Source organism: Massilia sp. Root335 (assembly GCF_001425685.1).
Lineage (GTDB): Bacteria > Pseudomonadota > Gammaproteobacteria > Burkholderiales > Burkholderiaceae_D > Telluria > Telluria luteola.
Genome location: NZ_LMCY01000021.1, coordinates 50,305 through 69,127, shown reverse-complemented (window position 1 = coordinate 69,127; position 18,823 = coordinate 50,305). Strand labels below are relative to the sequence as shown.

Here is an 18,823-nt window from a genome sequence, read left to right as displayed (position 1 = left end):
CCCCCGTTAAACGATTTGCGCAATAAAATTGCGACGTACGCGACCGCCGTGGAGAATTCATGTCAAAAATAGAGCTGGATAAAACCGACCGTAAAATCCTCGCCATCCTCCAGTCGGATGGCCGCCTGTCCAACCAGGACGTGGCCGAGCGCGTGAGCCTGTCGCCGTCACCCTGTTTGCGGCGCATCAAACGTCTGGAAGAGGCCGGTGTCATCCGGCAATATGTCGCCCTGCTCGATCCCGACAAACTGGGCCTGGGCCTGCTGGCCTATGTGAATGTCCGCCTGGAAAAACACAGCGAAGGCGCGGCGAATGCGCGCGTGCCGGCCACGTCGCCGCGCTTCGACTTCGCCCAGGCCGTGTCGACCTGGCCGGAAGTAGTGGCCTGCTATGCGATGACGGGGGAGATGGATTTCCTGCTGCGCGTGCACGTGGAAGACATGGACCACTTCTCGCGCTTCATGATGGGCACCCTGCTGCGCCACCCGGCCGTGCTGGACGTGAAATCGAGCTTCGCCCTCCAGCGCATCAAGGAAACGACTGCGCTTCCCATCGTTTGACGGCATTTCTATCCCGGTAAGGTGGACACCCCGTGTCCACGCGTGACGCCGGCAAGCCGTGAGTCTGCTGTTTAGTAATAAGCACGAAACACGCGGGCCGCCATGCCCGCACGTTTGACCCGTCACGGCATCGCCGCTAATCTCGATCTGGTCTCGGCCCGGCCACCGCGACTCAGGGAGCGGCGGCCGGTTCGTCTCCAGCCGGAGTGGTCCGGCTCTTCTTTCCGATGTACCAGGCGCAGCCCGGTCCGTCGGTTTTTTTTGGGCCGTGTTCGCGGACATGGTCGCCATGTGCAGTTCCTTTGCCAGACCTCTGGCTTGTCAACCAGTCCCCCATATCCATTTGAGTTCCGTCAAGTACAACTCAATCGATCCGGCACGTTTAATCTAAGCTGCTAGGTTGGTCTGCAGGTATCCGGCGCCGCGCATCCGGGCGGCGCCGTGATTTGCGCACCACACACCGGCCCATGGCCGGCAGCGGAGGACCGAACCATGAATGGAGAACCCGGAGCCCTCGTCCTGGGCGTCTTTGCCGATCTGATCGGCCGCATCAAGCAATGCATTCCAACCGACTCCAACGACCGCCCATTGGGCACCATGGTGTATTCGCAGCTTGTGCTCGGTATGCCTGTTATCAAGGCGGACTACTTCGATCCCTGGAATCCGCAAGGCGACATGATCGAGGTACCGCCGCCCGATCCTCAGGCGCAGGGTAGCGAAGAAGCGCAACGCAAGGCGCGCCGACAGAACGCCGCAGCATGGAAAACCTGCCTGCTGGCAAACACGCTGCTCGAAGTAACCAAGGATGGCAAATACCGGCAGTATCCGATCGGCCGCAACCTGGCATTCGCCTATGACAAGATTATCAACGGCATGCAGGCCGACCCGCCCCCGCCGATGCCTGATGACGTCAAGGCAAGGATGGATGCGGCTACACGAGTGCTCTACAAGGTCAACGCCGACGGCGTGAGGATGGGGCGCACCGAGCTTTACGACAACTATTTGAAACTCGCCCGCGCCTACGCCAAAGCCAAAGGCGACTACGCCGTCGCCGCCGAAGCGGCGATTCGCGAGGGCCGGCAAAACGAGTGGGCAGTGACCGCAGGAACCTACCGCCAGGACGTCGATGACGCGCGCGATGCCTTGTCGGCGGCCGGCGAAGCCGAGATCCAGGCGGCGCTGGCCACCTTGGGCTCGGTGGCGCTTCCTGTCAACGAGATGGCCATCAAGGCGGCCCGCGACAAATTCAAGGCTTGGCAACTCGACGGTATTGCCGGCGTCGTCGCGGAAGCGACGCCGTATTCTCTAGTGTTACCAAGTAACTGGTGCGATCCGGCCAACCCGGAGGGCTTTGAAGGGCTATCGGTCACACAGAGTCAATATCAGCATATCGCGAGCACCAATTGGAGCTCCGCGGAATCCGATAGCTGGCATAGCGAGGCGCAGTCCAGCAGCGGCGGCGGCGCGGTGTCGTTCGGATTCTTCGCCGTCGGCGGGGAGCACAGCGAGGCAGAGACCAAGGACAGCTACCAGAACTCGCAGAGCAGCGGCCTCCAATCGGTCTTCCATAACACCGCGAAGAACCTGACGATCAAGCTCGAGTACGCGCTGTGCAGCTTCTACCGGCCGTGGCTGGTGAGCGACATCTTCTACCTGCAGAACTGGAAGATCCCGCAACTCGGCGGTCGGCACTGTATCAGCGACGGCACGATCGACGGCCAGGCCGACTCGCAGGACAAATGGCTGCCGATGATCCCGCAGCAGGTCCTCGTGGTGCGCAATGTCGAGGTGTCCAGCACGGATTGGGGAAGCGATGGGGCCGTGCTCAGCGAGTTCTATGCGTCAGCCGAGGGCCAGACCACCACGCAGACTTCCGAGACGGCCGGCATGGGCGGCGTGGCGCTGGGCTTTGTCAATTTCGGGGGGCGGGCCGGCAGCCAAAGCGCAGAGTCATCGGGATCGAGCGGATCGCGCGCCGCGGCCTCCTCGCATAGTTACTTCGGTACGACCTTCGACAAGGGCGTACTGAAAATTCCCGGTGCCCAGATCGTCGCATTCCTGAGCGACATCGTCCCGGCTTGCCCAAACGCCTAGCGAGGGCGCCATCATGTCGGCCAACTTCGCTGATATCACCGAGGCGATGCGCGGCGCCCTGCTTGATCGTTACCAGGCAACGAGGGCGTCGGGTGTCGGCGTGCCGTTCCTGGCGTTCCAGCTCGGGCAACCGATCCCGGACTCGACCTTCGAGACCGTGCAAGCCCAGCCGCAAGGCACTTCACGACTGCTCGCGCTCGAATTCATTGCCCGGCAAGCCAACCGCGTGGGGCTGGTATCCAATGCGATGTACTGCGCCACCGGCCTCGATATCGACGCCCTGTACCAGCAACTGGTCGACGGGAGCGCGGCTAACGGCGACGGCGTGGCGCTCTTCGAAGCCGCCAGGCAGACGGCCGTCGCGGCACTCGACGACTGGCTGTACTCCGTCGACCCGCCGGCCGCGGCGTCGCCGGAGGCGCGCTACCGGCGCATCGAAGTCGACCCGATCGACTGGTTCGAGAGCACATCCGATGCGTGGGCGGACATCCACGTTGAAAACCGAAGCCAAACGGAAAGCGGGGCACGCCCCCCGATCTCGTACGGAAGCCCGATCTCGAAGTGGCGCACGGCGCCCTTGCAACTACACGCGGTACTGCACCAACAGCCAAACCTCGAGACCATCAAGCAGCTCGCCGACGGCGTGGCCGGGCAGTTCTCCGTGGGCGTCGCGGGCGACGCGCCTGCCATGCCGCCGAACGTGGGCCGCGCATTTGCCCTGGGCAGCCCCGCAAACGTGCCCGGGCGGCCAATCAGGATACATCCCGCCGGCGCCAACTGGTCCCATGTTGTACCGGGCCCGCAAATCAACAATGATCCAGGCATACGGGATGCCAGTTTCCGGCGTTTTCGCGACCAGTTGCTTTCCATTCGGCTCAACGTCGATCAGGACGGCTACGAGGCGAATTCCAGCGGGTTCAGCCTGGAACTTCAAACCTGCCTCCTCAGCATCCGCCGGCCGTGGCTGTCCACGCAGTTATTGAATTTGGAAAACTGGTTTGTACCGACCTTTGCCAAGGGATCGCTGGCCAGCGGAACGGGAGAGGACGAGAAGAAACTGCTGGAGGTATTGCCGATCGCCTGCGTACTGGTGCGCAATGCAACAATCCGGGCCACGCAGTGTTCCGAAGAGGACCGTCGCCACGCAAGCATCGCCTCCCACATGGGGCCAATCGCGATGCTCGGACGGTCGATCGACTCATCGTCGGACGAGGTTCTCATTCGTATCCCCGGCAAGCAATTGGTTGGTTGGATTTGCCAAGTGATGCCGGCTCTCCCGCCATCCAATGCCCCCACGACTTGAGGAGGAATATGATGTTCCCGACGCGCCCTTACGAACGTGACCAGCTCGATTACTACTACCGCGGTTTTGTGTCCGCCTACTTGGCCGATCTTTACTCGCCGGCGGCCGGCGACATTCCAGACGAGTATCTCGAGCCGTACCGGGTCGGTGTAGAAGATGGTCAACGCTTCGCAATCGACGGTATTCCGCTGGACGAGCCTTGCGTCGACTTGGGCATGGAAGAGACCGACGCGTTCGCGGCCGGTGAAGCCATCCATTACGGCGCCGCGGCAATCGAGACGAAGGATGCGCTGTTGGCTGGGACCGGCCTCCTGAGGGTGCTCTTGCGCTTCAGCTTTATCGCGACCGCCCTGATGGTGATAACGCACACGCGCGATTACCGTTGGGTGGATGAGTCCGTCTCCACTGATGATCTGTACGCCCTGCAGGATTTGCTTGCGCAGGCGGAAGATCCAGTCCTCGTGGATTTGTACATTGGTGGCGGCGTCGATTACAACGTCGACGCGTGCCAGATGCAGTGCACGAACATCTACAAGAACGAGGAAGACGTGCGTGCCGCACTCGTCCGTATGGGACGTGCCACGTGGATCATCGGTAAGATCCAGTCGAACATGAGCGGTGGGCTGGAGATTATCGAACGCAACGGGCCGTAAACGAAGACAAATCGGCCCGCTTTCTCCGAAGCGAATCAGAGCGGGGCGACGATGCGCCGCAGCTGCGGCAGCAGTTCGGCCGCCATGGCCGCATGCTGGGCCGTCGTCGGGTGGCCGTTGACGGCGTCACCGGGCTGGTACGCCACCGGTGCGAGCAGGTGGACGCGCGCGGCGCCGACCCGACTCACCGCTTCCTTGAGATAGCCGATCAGCGCCGTCTTCTTGTCGCCGTTCAGCAGCACGCCTTCCGTCAGCGCGATCTGCGCGTGCGGATGGTCGCGCAGCACACGGCGCAGCAAGGCCGTGTACGCGTCGACATAAGGCGCGCGCTCCGGAATGCCGGGGTTGAAGTCATTGGTGCCGATCGCGATGACAATCAGATCGGCATCGTAGCCGGCCTGGTTCCATTTGACCGGATGCGCGGCATCGGCAATGGCGAGATCGTAGAACGCAGGCAGCTGGAATTCGTCGGTACGGCCATTCCAGCTGCGCACCAGGCCCCGGCCGCCGTAGCAGACCAGCTGCACTTGCGCATCCAGCGCGCGCGCGGCCAGCATGCCGTACGACAGGCGCGGGTTCCACCAGTCCGGCGTGTCCTTGTTGCCGGCGCTCCGCTCCATGTCGGCGCCGCACGTGACGGAGTCGCCCAGCACGAGCATGCGCCGCGCCGGCAGCGCAGGCGCGGCGAGAAAGGTGCCGTCGGCCGTGAAGCGCGCGATGGACGCCACGCCCAGCCACGTCTCGCTGCGGTGCACGAGTTCCACGCGGTGCGGGCCGGGCGCCGCGTCCGCGAACACGTCATAGCGTTTCGTTTGCGGCGCGAGATGCAGCGTGGTGGCGAGCCTGCCGTCCACGATCACGTCGACGAGGCTGTTGGCGCTGCCCGCCGCATCGACGGCGAGGCGGGTGCCGTCGACGGCCAGCAGCAACGTCACGCCGGGATAGCCGAAGCGCACCGACCCATCGGCTTGCGCGACCGTGCGGCCCATGCGGGCCACGTGGGCATCGCTGGCGGCGATCGTCTGTTCGGCGGCCGCCGGCGCCGCCGCGCACAAGGCCAGCAACGCGGCGACGAGCGGCCTGACCATCACGCGCCTTTCTTCAAACGCAGCAGCACGACGCCGTGCGCAGGCACGGTCGCATCGAGGCGGCGGCTCGTGTCGCCCGTCTTGCCGGTCCAGGCATCCGTCCAGTGCCACGTCGCCTGTTTGAAATCGGCTTCGCGCTTGCTCATGTCGTCGACGATGACGTTCTGCTTCCAGTCGTAATGCAACGGCAGCGCCGCCTCGCCGCGGTTCAGCACCATGAAGGCCCACTCGTCGTTGGCGAGCGGCTTGGCCCACAGCTCGACCTGGCCCTGCTTCCAGAAGCGCAGCGCGGGCACGCCCAGCGGGTCCTGGTTGAGCGCGATGACCTGTTTGTTCCCGATGATCTTCTTCACCGAGTCCGGCATCGAACGCAGGTCGTTGCCGAGGATGAGCGGCGAATCCAGCATCGCCCAGATCGAGAAGTGGGCGCGGTCTTCGTCTTCCGTCATGCCCATGCCGACTTCCAGCATGTCCATGTCGTTCCAGTGACCGGGACCGGCGTACTTGCGCAGGCCGGCCTGCATGTCGAGGATGCGCATCACGCCCCACGCCGACCACGAGCCGGCGCTCTTTTCGCAATCCCAGCACGGGTAGATGTCGCCCGTCGTGCGCCACGAGTGGCCGACGTCGGCCGCCCATTCCCACGGCTTGTTGTCGCCCCATTCGCAGACGCTGAACAGGATGGGACGGTTGGCCGCGCGGATCGCGTCGCGCATCGTCGTGTAGGCGCCGACGGCATTGAGACCCTTGCTCTCGCACCAGTCGTATTTCAGGTAGTCGATGCCCCAGGCGGCGTACATCTTCGCATCCTGGTATTCATGGCCGCGGCTGCCGGGACGGCCGCCGCAGGTCTTGTCGCCCACGTCCGAATAAATGCCCAGCTTGAGGCCGCGCGCGTGCACGTAGTCGGCCAGCGCCTTCATCCCGGACGGGAAGCGCTGCGGGTCGGGACGGATGTCGCCGTGCTCGTCGCGCGTGCCGTGCCAGCAGTCGTCGATGTTGATGTACTGGTAGCCGGCATCCTTCAGGCCCAGCTTGACCATCGCGTCGGCCGTCTCGCGGATCAGCTTTTCGTCGATGTTGCAGGCGAATTTGTTCCAGCTGTTCCAGCCCATCTGCGGCGTGGCCGCGAGGCCGTCGAATTTCTGTGCCCAGGCGGCGGCCGGCGCGGCCGCGATCGACGCCGCCAGCATCAGGTTCACGGCACGTTTCATTGCTTCGCTCCGATCGCCTTCAGGCGTTTATTATGCTCGGCGATCAGCTCGAGCGAGCTGGCGTCGCTGTCGAACACGGAGTACAGGCCCTGCTCTTCCTGCGGCGGATCGCCGACGAAATCGTTCCCCGGCTTCCACCAGTAATCCGCATTGGCCGCACGGCCCGCGCCGCCCCACGCCCAGAAATTCCAGCCGGCGACCGGATCGCCGGCCGCGGCGCGCTTCTCCAGCGTCGAGAAGACCGCGTCATAAAAACGGTCGCGCACCTTGGTCGAGGCCTTGATGTCGAACGAGCCGCCGTCGCGATTCAGGCCGAACTCCTCCAGCACGATCGGCTTGCCCAGCTGCTTCGCGTAGTCGACGTGCACGTTCAGGTAGTGGCTGGCCTTTTCCATCATGCCGTCCCACGTGGCGTCCGGCTTCTTCGGATCGAACCAGCCCCAGTTCGTTGGCCACAGGTGGTAGGTGAGGTAGGCGATGTCCGGCGTGCGGTGCGCGTCCAGGTACAGCTGCGCATCCTGCGCGGAGCCCGCGAGGCCTTCGCTGCCCGTGCTGACCATATGGTTGCCGTCGAGCGAGCGGATGTAGTGGGCCGTGTCCGCGACCCATTTTATGTAGGTCGCCTTTTCCTGCGGCGTGGATTTGCTGTTGCCGGGACGCGGCTCGTTCGCCAGCTGCCACGACAGGATGGTCGGGTCGGCGCGGTACGGCTTCTTCGTCACCGTGTTCGTGCGCTGGACGATCTTGGCGATCACGTTGCGGTATTCGTCCTGCGCGCGCGCGTTCGTGTAGAACGTCGCGTTCTCCGCCATGTAGCGCTCGTAATCCTTGCTCACGTTCGGATCGTGCGCGGGCGAACCCGTGAACCAGTTGAGGTACTGCGTCATCCCGCCGGACCACTGCCAGAAATTATTCAGGTAGAGCACGGCCGTCATGTCGCGCTTCGCCAGTTCGGCCATCAGGAAGTCGAGGCCCTGCAGCAGCTGTTCGTCGTAGTGGCCGGGCGCGCTCGTCGTGGCGGGGCTGACGGCGCTCTTCATCGCCGTCTTTTCCGACACCGCCAGCACGCGCACGTTGTTGATGCCGAGCGCCTTCAGGCGATCGAGTTCCTTCACGAGCCTGGCGCGCTGCCCGACGCCCGACGGCGCGCCGAGATAGCCGCCGTACCAGAAATTGGCGCCGGCGATCATGTAGCGCTGGCCGTTGCGTTCGAAATGGCTGTCCTTCACGGCCACGAAGCCATTCTTGTTCGCGTTCGCCGCGTGGGCGATGCCGACGGCACCCGCCGCCAACAGGGCGGCGGCCAAAGCGATCTTGCCGAACTTGCCGAACTTGCGTTCCATGTAGTCTCCTCGCGCCCCTCAAGAAGCGTCGTTGTGGTTGGTCATGCGCCGCCCGCCGGCCGGCGGGCGGCAACAGGTAAAACTCAGCGCTGCGGGCGGCCGCGCACGTCCAGGGTGGACGCCGGCAAGTCGACCGTCACGCTGGTCGCGTTCATGCCGGCGGCGTCGTCGGCCAGCACCAGCTTGTACTTGCCCTTGGCGATGCGCCAGGTCTTGCTCTTCTCGTCGAACATGCCGAGGATGCGCGGCTCGACGACGACGTCGACCTCTTTCGATTCGCCCGGCTGCAGCGCGACCTTGTCCCAGCCGGCCAGGCGCTTCGGCGCTTCCCACTTCGCGGCGAGCGGCGCCACGTACACCTGCGGCACGTCCTTGCCGGCGACGTTGCCCGTGTTCGTGACCTTGAAGCGCACGTGCACGCGGCCATCCTTGACCTGGCTGGCCAGGCCCGAATAGCTGAACGTCGTGTACGACAGGCCGTGGCCGAACGGGAACAGCGGCGTCATGCCCTTCTGGTCGAACCATTTGTAGCCGACCGCGGCGCCTTCCTTGTACTCGACCGTGAAGCGCTGCTCCGGCTGTTTCGGATCGCCGTCCAGTTTCGGGCGCGGCAGCTGCTGCTCGGAGACCGGGAACGTGGCCGGCAGGTGGCCGGACGGATTGACGGCGCCGAACAGCACGCGCGCGATCGCTTCGCCGCCGCTGGTGCCGGGATACCACGCTTCCAGCACGGCCGGGGTTTTGGCGACCCACGGCATGGCGACCGGACCGCCCGTCTCCAGCACGACGACGGTGCGGGGATTCGAACCGGCGACGCTGTCGATCAGCGTGTCCTGGTTGTCCGGCAGGGACAACGACGCCGCATCGTTCGCTTCGCCGATCCACTGCGTCGCGAACACGAGCGCGACGTCCGCCTGCGCGGCCACGCGCGCGGCGCGCGCGGGGTCAAGGCCGTCGTCGTACACGACCTTCGCATTCGGCGCCAGCGCCTGAATATGACGCAGCGGCGAAGACGGGTGGTACACGACCGGACCCGGCCAGACCTTCGGCTCCAGGCCCGGCACGGCATTGCCGCCGACCGGATACACCTGCGACGAACCGCCGCCCGACAGCACGCCGACGTCGGCATGGCCGCCGATGACGGCGATGGTCTTCACGTCCTTCGACAACGGCAGGAGCTTGTTGTCGTTCTTGAGCAGGACCATGCCCTCTTCCGCCGTCGCGCGGCTGACCGCGCCGTTCTTCGCGAAGTCGATGGTGCCGCCCTGCGCGACCGGATTGTCGACGACGCCCTTGGCGAACATGGCGCGCACGATGCGCGTGGCCATGTCGGTAAGGCGAGCTTCCGACACGTGGCCGTTCTCGACGGCTTCCGCCAGCGCGCCGCCGAAGTACGGCGACTTGTCGAATTCCTGGCCCGACTGGCGATCCAGGCCGTGATTGGCCGCTTCCACGGTGCTGTGCGTCGCGCCCCAGTCGGACATCACATAACCTTTGAAACCCCAGTCCTTCTTGAGGACCTCGTTCAGCAGGTAGTCGTTCTCGCACGCATAGGTGCCGTACACGCGGTTGTACGAGCACATGACGGAGCCGGCGCCGGACTGCTCCAGCGCGATCTGCATCGCGAGCAGGTCGGACATGCGCGACGCGGCCTTGTCGATGTGGACGTCCAGTTCATTGCGGCCCGTTTCCTGGTCGTTCAGCGCGTAGTGCTTGACGGTCGAGATCACGTGGTTCGACTCGATGCCCTTCACCGCATGGCCGACCATCGTCCCGGCCAGCAGCGGGTCCTCGCCCGCGTATTCGAAGTTGCGGCCGTTGCGCGGATCGCGCATCAGGTTCACGCCGCCGGCCAGCATCACGTTGAAGCCGGATGCGCGCGCCTCGGAACCGATCATCGCGCCGCCGGCATAGGCCACCTGCGGGTCCCACGTCGACGCGGTGGCCAGGCCCGACGGCAGCTGCGTGCGCTCGCGCGGGGTCGGCGTGGCCTGGGTGGCGACGCCGAGACCGGCGTCCGTTTCCAGCAGGTCCGGCAGGCCGAGGCGCGGATTGCCCGGCACGAAACCGGCCGAGAACGGGATCGCGGCCTTGGGCGGCGTGGTGCCCTTGGGGGCGAACGAGGTGCCGAAATAGCCGAACACCCAGCGCAGTTTTTCTTCGCGGGTCATGGCCTTGACGGCCAGTTCGGCGCGCTGGTCGGCGCTCAGGGAACGGTTCATCCACGGCTGCTGCGCCGGCGTGTCGGCGGCGGTTGCGAACAGCGGGAAGGCGGCGGCGAGGGCCGCGACGAGGGTCAGGTGATTCAGGCGCATGGGACGAAACTCTCTTTGGGGTGAAGCGTTATAGGTATGTGCCGCCGCCGCGGCACGAACACGCGGCGGCAACGGGTTCGCAGGTCAGACGGCCTTGACGTCCACGTACATGCGGGCGTATTTCGCGCCGAAGTACAGGATGAACGCATAGCACGCGGCCGGGATCAGGAACGACGTCTGCAGGCCGATGGCGTCCGCGGCCTGGGCCTGGATGACCGGCACGACGGCGCCGCCGGCGATCGCCATCACGAGCAGGCCGGAGCCCTGGCTCGTCAGCGGGCCCAGTTCATGCACGGCCATGCTGAAGATGGTCGGGAACATGATCGAGTTGAACAGGCCGACGGCCAGCACGGCGAACAGCGCGACGTGGCCATGGCCGAGGACCGTCGCCACCAGCAGGGCGATGCAGGCGGCGGCGTTGAACGCGAGGACCTTGCCCGGGCTGATCGAGCGCATCACGGCCGAGCCGATGAAGCGGCCGACCATCGCGCCGCCCCAATAGTAGGCCACGTATTTGGCGCCCGTTTCGGCCGTGAAGCCGGCGATGCTCGGGTCGCCCATGTAGTTGATCAGGAAGCTGCCGATGCTCACTTCGGCGCCGACGTACAGGAAGATCGCCGTCACGCCCAGCATCAGGCGTTTCTGGCTGAAGATCGAACCGCGGGCGGGACCGGCGTCCTCGTCGCGGATGATCGGCAGGCGGATCACGGCGAACAGGATGGCCAGGACCGCCAGCGTGGCGGCCAGGCCCAGGTACGGCCCCTGCACGGCCTGCGCCTGCGCGAGGCGTTCCGCGGCCGACATGTGGGCCGGATCGGCCGCTTCCGTCATGTGCGACAGGATCAGGATGCCGCCGATCGGCGGCCCGACGACGGTGCCCAGCGAGTTGAAGGCCTGGGTCAGGTTCAGGCGGCTCGACGCGGTGGCGGGCGCGCCCAGCACGGTGACGTACGGGTTGGCCGCGACCTGCAGGATCGTGATGCCGGCGGCCAGCACGAACAGCGCGAACAGGAACAGCGCGTACACGCTGGTGGCGGCCGGATAGAACAGCGCGGCGCCGACGGCGCACACGGCCAGGCCGGCCACGGCGCCGGCCTTGTAGCCGATGCGGCGGATCAGCGCGCCGGCCGGGATCGACAGCAGGAAGTAACCGCTGAAGAAGGCCAGGTTCACCATCATCGCCTGCACGTACGTCAGGTTGTAGACCGACTTCAGGTGCGGGATCAGGATGTCGTTCAGCGACGTCAGGAGGCCCCACATGAAGAACAGTGCGGTGACGACGGTGAGGGGAAAGGTGTAGCTCGTGGGCTGGGCCCGGTTAGCAGGCTCGAGTGCGGCCTGTGATGCGCGTTCCATGCAAGTCTCCTTGAGATGTTACCGCTAACTTATAAACCAGTAACTTTTTTGTAAAAAATATTCTGCATAAGCAGAATGGAAGGGTCAAACGCGACGACCGATTCGCGGCCGAGTTTAGTCAGTCGTCACTAAACAACTCCCTCCCTCTTATGAAATCGGTTTCTTAGATTGAGAATATACCGGGCAAACAGCTGTTTAGTAAAGCCGACTAAACTTGACTTGAAGTGCAGCTTCGCGTTTGACCAAGGCGATTTCGATATGCAAGACTCCATTCAAACGAGCGACGCCCCGGGCGATCGCGGCAACGATTTCGGAGACAGTGTGAACCCCCTCACCTCACGCACCCCAGCGGGCGGTAGCCCGGCGCCGGTCACGATCCGCGACCTGGCCAAGTACGCCGGCGTCTCGGCCGGCACGATCTCGCGCGCCCTCAAGAACGAGCCCGGACTCACGGAGAGCACGCGCCAGATGGTGTTGTCGGCAGCCCACGAATTGGGCTATGACTTTTGCAAGCTGCGCCGCAAGCGCATCCGCCGCCTGACGTTCCTGCTGCACCGCCAGCACAACACGGCCGCCAGCAGCCCGTTCTATTCGCCCGTGCTGCACGGCGCCGAGGAAGCGTGCCGCAAGCAGGGCATCGTGCTGTCGTTCATGGCGGTCGGCCCGGCCGACGGCGTGACGGAACAGCTGCGCATGCACGCGCCGGACGCCATCGTGTGCGCAGGCTTCTTCGAGCCCGAGCTGCTGAACGCCCTGCGCGCCAGCGGCAAGCCCCTCGTCCTGATCGACATGAAGCTGCGCGGCTACAGCTCCGTCAATCCGGACAACCACATGGGCGGCTACCTCGCCACCAGGCACCTGATCTCGCTGGGCCGCGAACGCATCGGCATGATCTCCGGTTCGCTGGGCCACTACAGCATCCGCGAACGCAACCGCGGCTACCGCCAGGCCCTGTTCGAAGCGGGCATGCTGGCCGATCCGCGCCTGGAAACGTGCCTGCCGGACGGCGTCGACCTCGAGACGGGCGCCTACGAGGCGATGCAGTCCCTGCTCGACCAGCCGCACCCGCCCGACGCCGTATTCTGCTACAACGACGCCGCCGCCCTCGTCGCGATGCGCGCGTGCCTCGCGGCCGGGAAGACGGTGCCGCACGATATCTCGATCGTCGGCTTCGACGACATCCCCGGCGCCGTGCTGGGCCACCGTCCGCTGACGACGCTGCGCATCAACAAGAAGGAACTGGGCGCGCTGGGCGTCGAGCTGCTGCTGCGCGGCCCGCAGGACCCGCCGCTGGAACAGGTGGCGGCCGTGGAACTGGTCGTGCGCGCCAGCACCGTGTGCGAGGACTTCCGCATGCGCAAATAATCCGCCCCGCTCCCCCAGGCGCCCGCGTTCGCACGACGCGGCGCGATTCACCGATTCACTCACCACGACCGACCAATGCTTCCCGATTTCCAATCCCGCGCGACGCTGCTGCAGCACATCCGCCACACCCGCCAGTTCTACGACCCCCGCTGCACCGACCCGAGCGGCGGCTTCTATCATTTCTACAAGGACGACGGCACGGTCTACGACGCGCACACGCGCCATCTGGTGAGCAGCACCCGCTTCGTCTTCAATTTCGCGATGGCGTGGCGCCAGTTCGAGGAACCGGCCGACCGCGAACGCGTGCTGCACGGCCTGAGCTTCCTGCGCGACGCGCACCGCAACCCGGCAACCGGCGGCTACGCCTGGCAGCTGGACTGGAACGATGGACAGAAGCGCGTCACCGACGACACCAACCACTGCTACGGCCTCGCCTTCGTGCTGCTGGCCTACGCCCACGCGGTGATGGCCGGCGTCGCCGAAGCACGCCCCTGGCTCGACGAGACGTACGACCTGATGGAACGCCGCTTCTGGGAACCGGCACACGGCCTGTATGCCGACGAGGCGAGCGGCGACTGGTCCACGCTGTACCCGTACCGCGGCCAGAACGCCAACATGCACACGTGCGAAGCCATGCTGGCCGCGTTCGAGGCGACGGGCGACGCCAAATTCCTGTGGCGCGCGGAGACGCTCGCCCACAACATCACCGTGCGCCAGGCCGCCCTGTACGGCAATCTGGTGTGGGAACACTACAACAGCGACTGGTCGGTCGACCCGGACTACAACCGCGACGACAAGACGAACATCTTCCGCCCGTGGGGCTACCAGCCGGGCCACCTGACGGAATGGGCCAAGCTGCTGCTCATCATGGAACGCCACAAGGACAAGATGGCCGGCCCGTCCGGCTGGCTGCTGCCGCGCGCCAAAGAACTGTTCGACGCGGCGCTGTCGAAGGCATGGGACCAGCAGCACGGCGGCATCCATTACGGCTTCGGACCGGAGAACGAAATCTGCGACGCCGACAAATACTTCTGGGTGCAGGCCGAGAGCCTGGCCGCCGCCGCGCTGCTCGGCGCGCGCACCGGAGACGGCGCGTACTGGACCTGGTACGACCGCATCTGGGCCTACAGCTGGGAACATTTCGTCGACCACGAACACGGCGCCTGGTACCGCATCCTCGGCCCGGCCAACGACAAGCTCACCGACGAAAAGAGCCCGGCCGGCAAGGTCGACTACCACACGATGGGTGCCTGCTACGAAGTGCTGACCGTTCTCGCGAAAGACTGACATGGCCGACTTTCCCGTATTCGTCGCGGCAGGCGAAGCCCTGACGGACATGATCGTGCTCGACCCCGCCGCCACGCGCTGGCACAGCGTGACGGGCGGCTCGACGTGGAACGTGGCGCGCGCGATGGCGAAGCTGGGCGCGCCCAGCGCCTTCGCCGGCGCCGTCAGCCGCGACGTGTTCGGCGACCAGCTGTGGCGCGCCACCGTGGACGCGGGCCTGGACGAGCGCTTCCTCCAGCGCCTGGACAAATCGCCGCTGCTCGCCATCGTGCACCGGCTCGACCCGCCCAGCTATTTCTTCGTCGGCGACGACAGCGCCGACCTGCACTTCGACGCCGCGCAGTTGCCGCAGGGCTGGACCGGCGGCTGCCGCTGGGCGCACTTCGGCGGCATCAGCCTCGCGCGCCAGCCGCTGGCCGGCAAGCTGGTCGCATTGGCGGAGAGCCTGAAGGCGCAGGGCGTGCGCATCAGCTACGACCCGAACTTCCGCGCCCTGATGGACGAGAACTACGACCCGACCCTGCGCCGCATGACCGCGCTGGCCGACGTCGTCAAGGTGTCGGAAGAGGACCTCGTCGGCCTGCTGCGCACGAGCGACGCGGACGCCGCCTTCGCCACGCTGCGCGGCTGGAATCCGGATGCCAGCTACCTGTACACGAAGGGCGCGGCCGGCGCCTCGCTGCATACGCCGGACGGGTCCTGGGACGTGGCGGCACCGCGCATCACGCCCGTGGACACGGTCGGCGCGGGCGACGCCAGCATCGCGGCGCTGGCCTGGAGCATGCTGCACGCGCCGGAACGCGACGGCCTCGCTCATGCGCGCTTCGCCGTCGCGGCGGGCGCCGCGGCCTGCCTCGCGGCCGGCGCCACGCCGCCCACGCTGGCGGCGATCGATACGCTGCTGGCGGCGATGAACACCTGACCGTCCGTCACCAGCAGTTCTCGAACGTGAGGCCGACGGTATAGCCGGACAGCGTCGTGCCGAACATGCCGTTCGCGGCCAGCGGATCGTTCGTCCGCGCGGCCGCGCGCGCGGCCTCGTTCCAGTGCGCGTGCGTAAAGAACAGGCGCAGTTCGGGACGGTCGAAGTAACCCGGCGCGGACGTCAGCGCGACGGCGCCCGTGAACTTGGTCAGGCGGCGCACGTCGCCGTTCTGCGGCGCGACGCGGTCGTGCCCCACGTCCGCCAGCAGCTTCACGCGGTCCGTGAGTCCGTACGACATGCGTCCGCCCGCCGAGGCCCACGTCTTCGCCTTGGCGGCATCGTGGGCCGTATCCCGCTGCCAGACCGCGACGAGCTCTCCGCCGAAGCGCCGCGTGACCTGCGCATACCAGCTTTCGACGACGCGCAGCCGGTGCACGTCGCTGCCGTTGCCGATGTCGCCCGTCGCGCCGTTGTCCGTGCCGGCGCCCGTTCCCCATTGCACCGCGAGGCGGTTGGCGCCGGCGCCGGACAGGATGTGCTGGCGATGCTGCACGGTGAGCATCGAACCGCCGTGGTGGCCGGGTTCGCCGTCGCTGCGGATCAGGGCCAGGCCCAGCTCCAGCGTGCCGCCCGGGTTCACGGGTACGCCGCGCAGTTGAAAATCGTGGCGGTTCGCCGTGTCGCCGACGCGCATGATCGGCATCGTCTGCTGGTCGTCGTGCAGATAGGCGTAGCTGAACTGCATGGGGCCCAGCGGCACGTTCTCGATGCCGACACCCATGCCGGACGGATTCCAGTACAGGAAGTCGTTGGCGTTCACACCTTCGCGCTTGTAGTAGCGCCGCCCGATCCACAGCGCGGCGTCGCCCAGGCCGCTCACGTGTTCGATGGCGAGATAGGCCTGCGGCAGGCCGATATTCCAGCCGCCTTCCGGCCGTTTCGCATTGTTGGACGCGGCCTCGTTGCCCAGGTTGAGCATCGCATAGGCCTTTACGTGTTCGCCGGCGTCGCCCTCCACCAGGTGCTGGCCCAGCATCATCTCGCCATAGACGCCGCATTCATTCCCCAACCGGTATTTGGCCCCGGCGCCGGCCAGGCCGAAGCACGTCTGGCCGCCGCCTTCGCTGTTAGCGGCCGCGTTGGCGCGCAGGTAGTTCTGGACGTCCACGGCGGACGCGGAAAAGCAGTACGCGAGCGCGAGCAGCGCCGGCGCGATGACGGGCATGCGCATGTTGTCTCCTGAATTTTAGGCAAAGTGAACCCCGTCCGGCCGCGGCGCGATGCCGCGGCAGGTCAATGGAACAGGATCGGATTACGGTAGGGTGGGCGGCCCTCCGCCCACGCGTAACGCCGGGACATCGCACGGGTCACGCGCGGGCACGGGGTGCCCGCCCTACATCAAGGCGTCGACTTCCTGCGCCGTCGGCGCATACGGCCCGGCATGCATCGCGGCCGTGGCGGCCACCGCCGCGATGCGCGCGAGCTGGCGCGCGGCCGGCATCTCCGGGTGGAGCAGCATGCCGCTGATCCATCCCGCCATCGATGCGTCGCCGCAGCCGACGGTATCGGCCACGTCCACGCGGCGCGCCGGCGCGTGCAGCACGTGATCGCCGCGGATCAGCGACAGCCCGCCGGCGCCGCGCGTGAACAGGATCTCGGCGTCGGGCGCGAGCGCGCGCAGCGCGGCCAGGGCATCGTTCAGCGCCAGGCCCGGAAACAGGCCTTCCAGGTCCTCATCCGACACCTTGATGTGGCTGGCGATGCCCGCGATCAGTTCGAACGTGGGCCGGTACGACGCGTCGCGCATCGCGTTGCGGAAGTTCGGATCGAAGGCGATGCGCTTGCCGGCCTGGCGCGCCATCAGGGCCTGCTCCACGAGCCGTCGCGCCAGCGGCCGGCGCGCCAGCGCCAGGCTGCCCACGTGGATCACGTCGGCCGCGTCGAGCCAGCCGGCGGGCAGCAACTCGGGCCGGAAGTGCAGGTCCGCGCTGTTCTCGCCGAGGAAGACGTAACGGGGCGGATGGCGCGACGTGACCATCGCGATGAACGGCGGCGCATCGACGCGCTGCAAAAAGCGCGCGTCCAGGCCGGCCGCGCCGCTGGCGTCCGCGATCTCGTCGCCGAAGGCATCCATGCTCACGGCGCCGGCATAGCCCGTGTGCAGGCCCAGGCGCGCGCCGACGCGCGCCACGTTCCAGCAGGAGCCGCCGGGGAGCGAGCGCCAGCTGCCGTCGTCCTGGCGGATCATGTCGGTCAGCGCTTCGCCGAAGACGACGTAACGGGGGAGTCGTTGTTCTTGCATGGTATTAGTTCGCCTGTTGTTGATAACGCCATTTATCGAGCATCACGGCCAGCACGATGACCGTGCCCTTCGCCACGTACTGCCAGAACGACGACAGGCCGAGGATCGTGAGGCCGTTGTTCAGCAGGCCGATGATCAGCGCGCCCGTGACGGTGCCCCAGATCGTGCCCACGCCGCCCATCAGGCTCGTGCCGCCGAGGACCACCGCGGCGATCGCATCGAGCTCGTAGCCGGAACCCCAGTTGCCGTTCGCGCCGTACAGCCGGCTCGCGGACATCGCACCCGCGGTGCCCGCGCACAGGCCGGAAAACGCATACACGAACACGAGGACGAGGCCGACCTTGATGCCGGTGAGGCGCGCCGCCTGCGGATTGCCGCCGACCGCGTACACGTGCATGCCGAGCACCGTGCGGCGCAGGATGAACCAGGCGGCCAGCACGAGCGCGGCGGCGACCCACACGAGCCACGGCAGGCCCGCGAACGAATCGTTGCCGATCCACTCGAACGACGGGATCTCGCGGTTCAGGATCGTGGTGCCGTCGGCCAGCAGGTACGCGGTGCCGCGCAATGCGGTCATCGTGCCGAGCGTGACGACGAACGGATTGATCTTGAAGACGGCGACGAGCAGGCCGTTCAGCAGGCCCATGCCGAGGCCCGCCAGCAGGAAGACGGGCAGCGCCAGCGCCGGCGCGTGGCCGGGCAGCGACGCGATCATGCCGAGCACCGCGGACACCGCCAGCACCGAGCCGACCGACAGGTCGATGCCGCCGGTGAGGATCACGAACGTCATGCCCGTCGCGAGCACGAGGTTGATCGAGCTTTGGCGCAGCACGTTCATCGTGTTGGCCAGCGTCGCGAAATTCGACACGCCGTCTTCGGCGAAATACCCGGTCAAACAATAGAACACGATGTACAGCGCGACGAGCACGGGCAGCATGCCCATCGTCGCGAACATGCGCGACAAGGCCTGCCTGGCGCCGCCGTGTGTGGCCGTGGGCCGCGCCGTGGGGAGGGAGGA

The 18,823-nt window shown here is 66.3% G+C and carries 15 protein-coding genes; 7 read left to right on the top strand and 8 right to left on the bottom strand.

The annotated features are described in order from the left end of the window. Window positions 1-59 precede the first annotated feature (59 nt). The 4 genes from ASC93_RS13505 (at window position 60) to ASC93_RS13490 (ending at window position 4,610) form a co-directional block, all read left to right on the top strand. Window positions 60-560: an Lrp/AsnC family transcriptional regulator gene (locus tag ASC93_RS13505; protein WP_056442608.1), complete on the top strand. Its 501-nt coding sequence runs from the start codon at window positions 60-62 to the stop codon at window positions 558-560. Window positions 561-1,052: 492 nt separating this feature from the next. Further along, window positions 1,053-2,654, top strand: coding sequence for a hypothetical protein (locus tag ASC93_RS13500; protein ID WP_056442605.1), 1,602 nt, complete (start codon window positions 1,053-1,055; stop codon window positions 2,652-2,654). Window positions 2,655-2,667: 13 nt separating this feature from the next. Then, entirely contained in the window at window positions 2,668-3,957 is a 1,290-nt protein-coding gene (locus ASC93_RS13495; RefSeq protein ID WP_056442602.1) for a hypothetical protein, read from the top strand. Window positions 3,958-3,965: 8 nt separating this feature from the next. Then, window positions 3,966-4,610: a hypothetical protein gene (locus ASC93_RS13490; RefSeq protein WP_056442599.1), complete on the top strand. Its 645-nt coding sequence runs from the start codon at window positions 3,966-3,968 to the stop codon at window positions 4,608-4,610. A gap of 35 nt (window positions 4,611-4,645) precedes the next feature. On the opposite strand, the gene axe2C is transcribed toward ASC93_RS13490, so the two are convergent. The 5 genes from axe2C to ASC93_RS13465 form a co-directional block, all read right to left on the bottom strand. Next, window positions 4,646-5,698, bottom strand: a complete 1,053-nt coding sequence (gene axe2C, locus ASC93_RS13485) for a bifunctional acetylxylan esterase/glucomannan deacetylase AxeC2 (RefSeq protein ID WP_056442596.1) — start codon at window positions 5,696-5,698, stop codon at window positions 4,646-4,648. Further along, window positions 5,698-6,912, bottom strand: a complete 1,215-nt coding sequence (locus ASC93_RS13480) for a glycoside hydrolase family 27 protein (RefSeq protein WP_056442593.1) — start codon at window positions 6,910-6,912, stop codon at window positions 5,698-5,700. Before ASC93_RS13480 ends, axe2C begins: the two co-directional genes overlap by 1 nt. Continuing rightward, window positions 6,909-8,255 carry a cellulase family glycosylhydrolase gene (locus tag ASC93_RS13475; RefSeq protein WP_056442591.1) on the bottom strand — a complete coding sequence of 449 codons (1,347 nt, stop codon included), beginning with the start codon at window positions 8,253-8,255 and terminating at the stop codon, window positions 6,909-6,911. The genes ASC93_RS13480 and ASC93_RS13475 overlap by 4 nt, the downstream gene beginning before the upstream one ends. Window positions 8,256-8,338: 83 nt before the next feature. Then, a complete protein-coding gene (locus ASC93_RS13470; protein ID WP_056442588.1) occupies window positions 8,339-10,570 on the bottom strand; it encodes a glycoside hydrolase family 3 C-terminal domain-containing protein in 2,232 nt (743 codons plus the stop codon). Window positions 10,571-10,654: 84 nt separating this feature from the next. Continuing rightward, complete coding sequence (locus tag ASC93_RS13465; protein ID WP_056442585.1) at window positions 10,655-11,926, bottom strand: sugar MFS transporter; 1,272 nt, start codon at window positions 11,924-11,926, stop codon at window positions 10,655-10,657. 321 nt (window positions 11,927-12,247) lie between these two features. On the opposite strand from ASC93_RS13465, the gene ASC93_RS13460 reads away from it, so the two are divergent. The 3 genes from ASC93_RS13460 to ASC93_RS13450 all read left to right on the top strand — a co-directional run bounded on the left by ASC93_RS13460 (window position 12,248) and on the right by ASC93_RS13450 (window position 15,500). Further along, window positions 12,248-13,291 (top strand): LacI family DNA-binding transcriptional regulator, encoded by a 1,044-nt coding sequence (locus tag ASC93_RS13460; RefSeq protein WP_056442663.1) that lies wholly within the window; start codon window positions 12,248-12,250, stop codon window positions 13,289-13,291. Between the two features lie 75 nt (window positions 13,292-13,366). Further along, complete coding sequence (locus tag ASC93_RS13455; RefSeq protein WP_056442581.1) at window positions 13,367-14,578, top strand: AGE family epimerase/isomerase; 1,212 nt, start codon at window positions 13,367-13,369, stop codon at window positions 14,576-14,578. 1 nt (window position 14,579) lies between these two features. Next, complete coding sequence (locus ASC93_RS13450) at window positions 14,580-15,500, top strand: carbohydrate kinase (protein ID WP_056442578.1); 921 nt, start codon at window positions 14,580-14,582, stop codon at window positions 15,498-15,500. 7 nt (window positions 15,501-15,507) lie between these two features. On the opposite strand, the gene ASC93_RS13445 is transcribed toward ASC93_RS13450, so the two are convergent. The 3 genes from ASC93_RS13445 to ASC93_RS13435 form a co-directional block, all read right to left on the bottom strand. Next, complete coding sequence (locus ASC93_RS13445; protein ID WP_056442576.1) at window positions 15,508-16,734, bottom strand: carbohydrate porin; 1,227 nt, start codon at window positions 16,732-16,734, stop codon at window positions 15,508-15,510. Window positions 16,735-16,896: 162 nt separating this feature from the next. Continuing rightward, window positions 16,897-17,805, bottom strand: coding sequence for a carbohydrate kinase (locus tag ASC93_RS13440; RefSeq protein ID WP_056442573.1), 909 nt, complete (start codon window positions 17,803-17,805; stop codon window positions 16,897-16,899). A 4-nt stretch (window positions 17,806-17,809) separates the two neighbouring features. After that, complete coding sequence (locus ASC93_RS13435) at window positions 17,810-18,760, bottom strand: ribose ABC transporter permease (protein ID WP_229412717.1); 951 nt, start codon at window positions 18,758-18,760, stop codon at window positions 17,810-17,812. Window positions 18,761-18,823 lie beyond the last annotated feature (63 nt).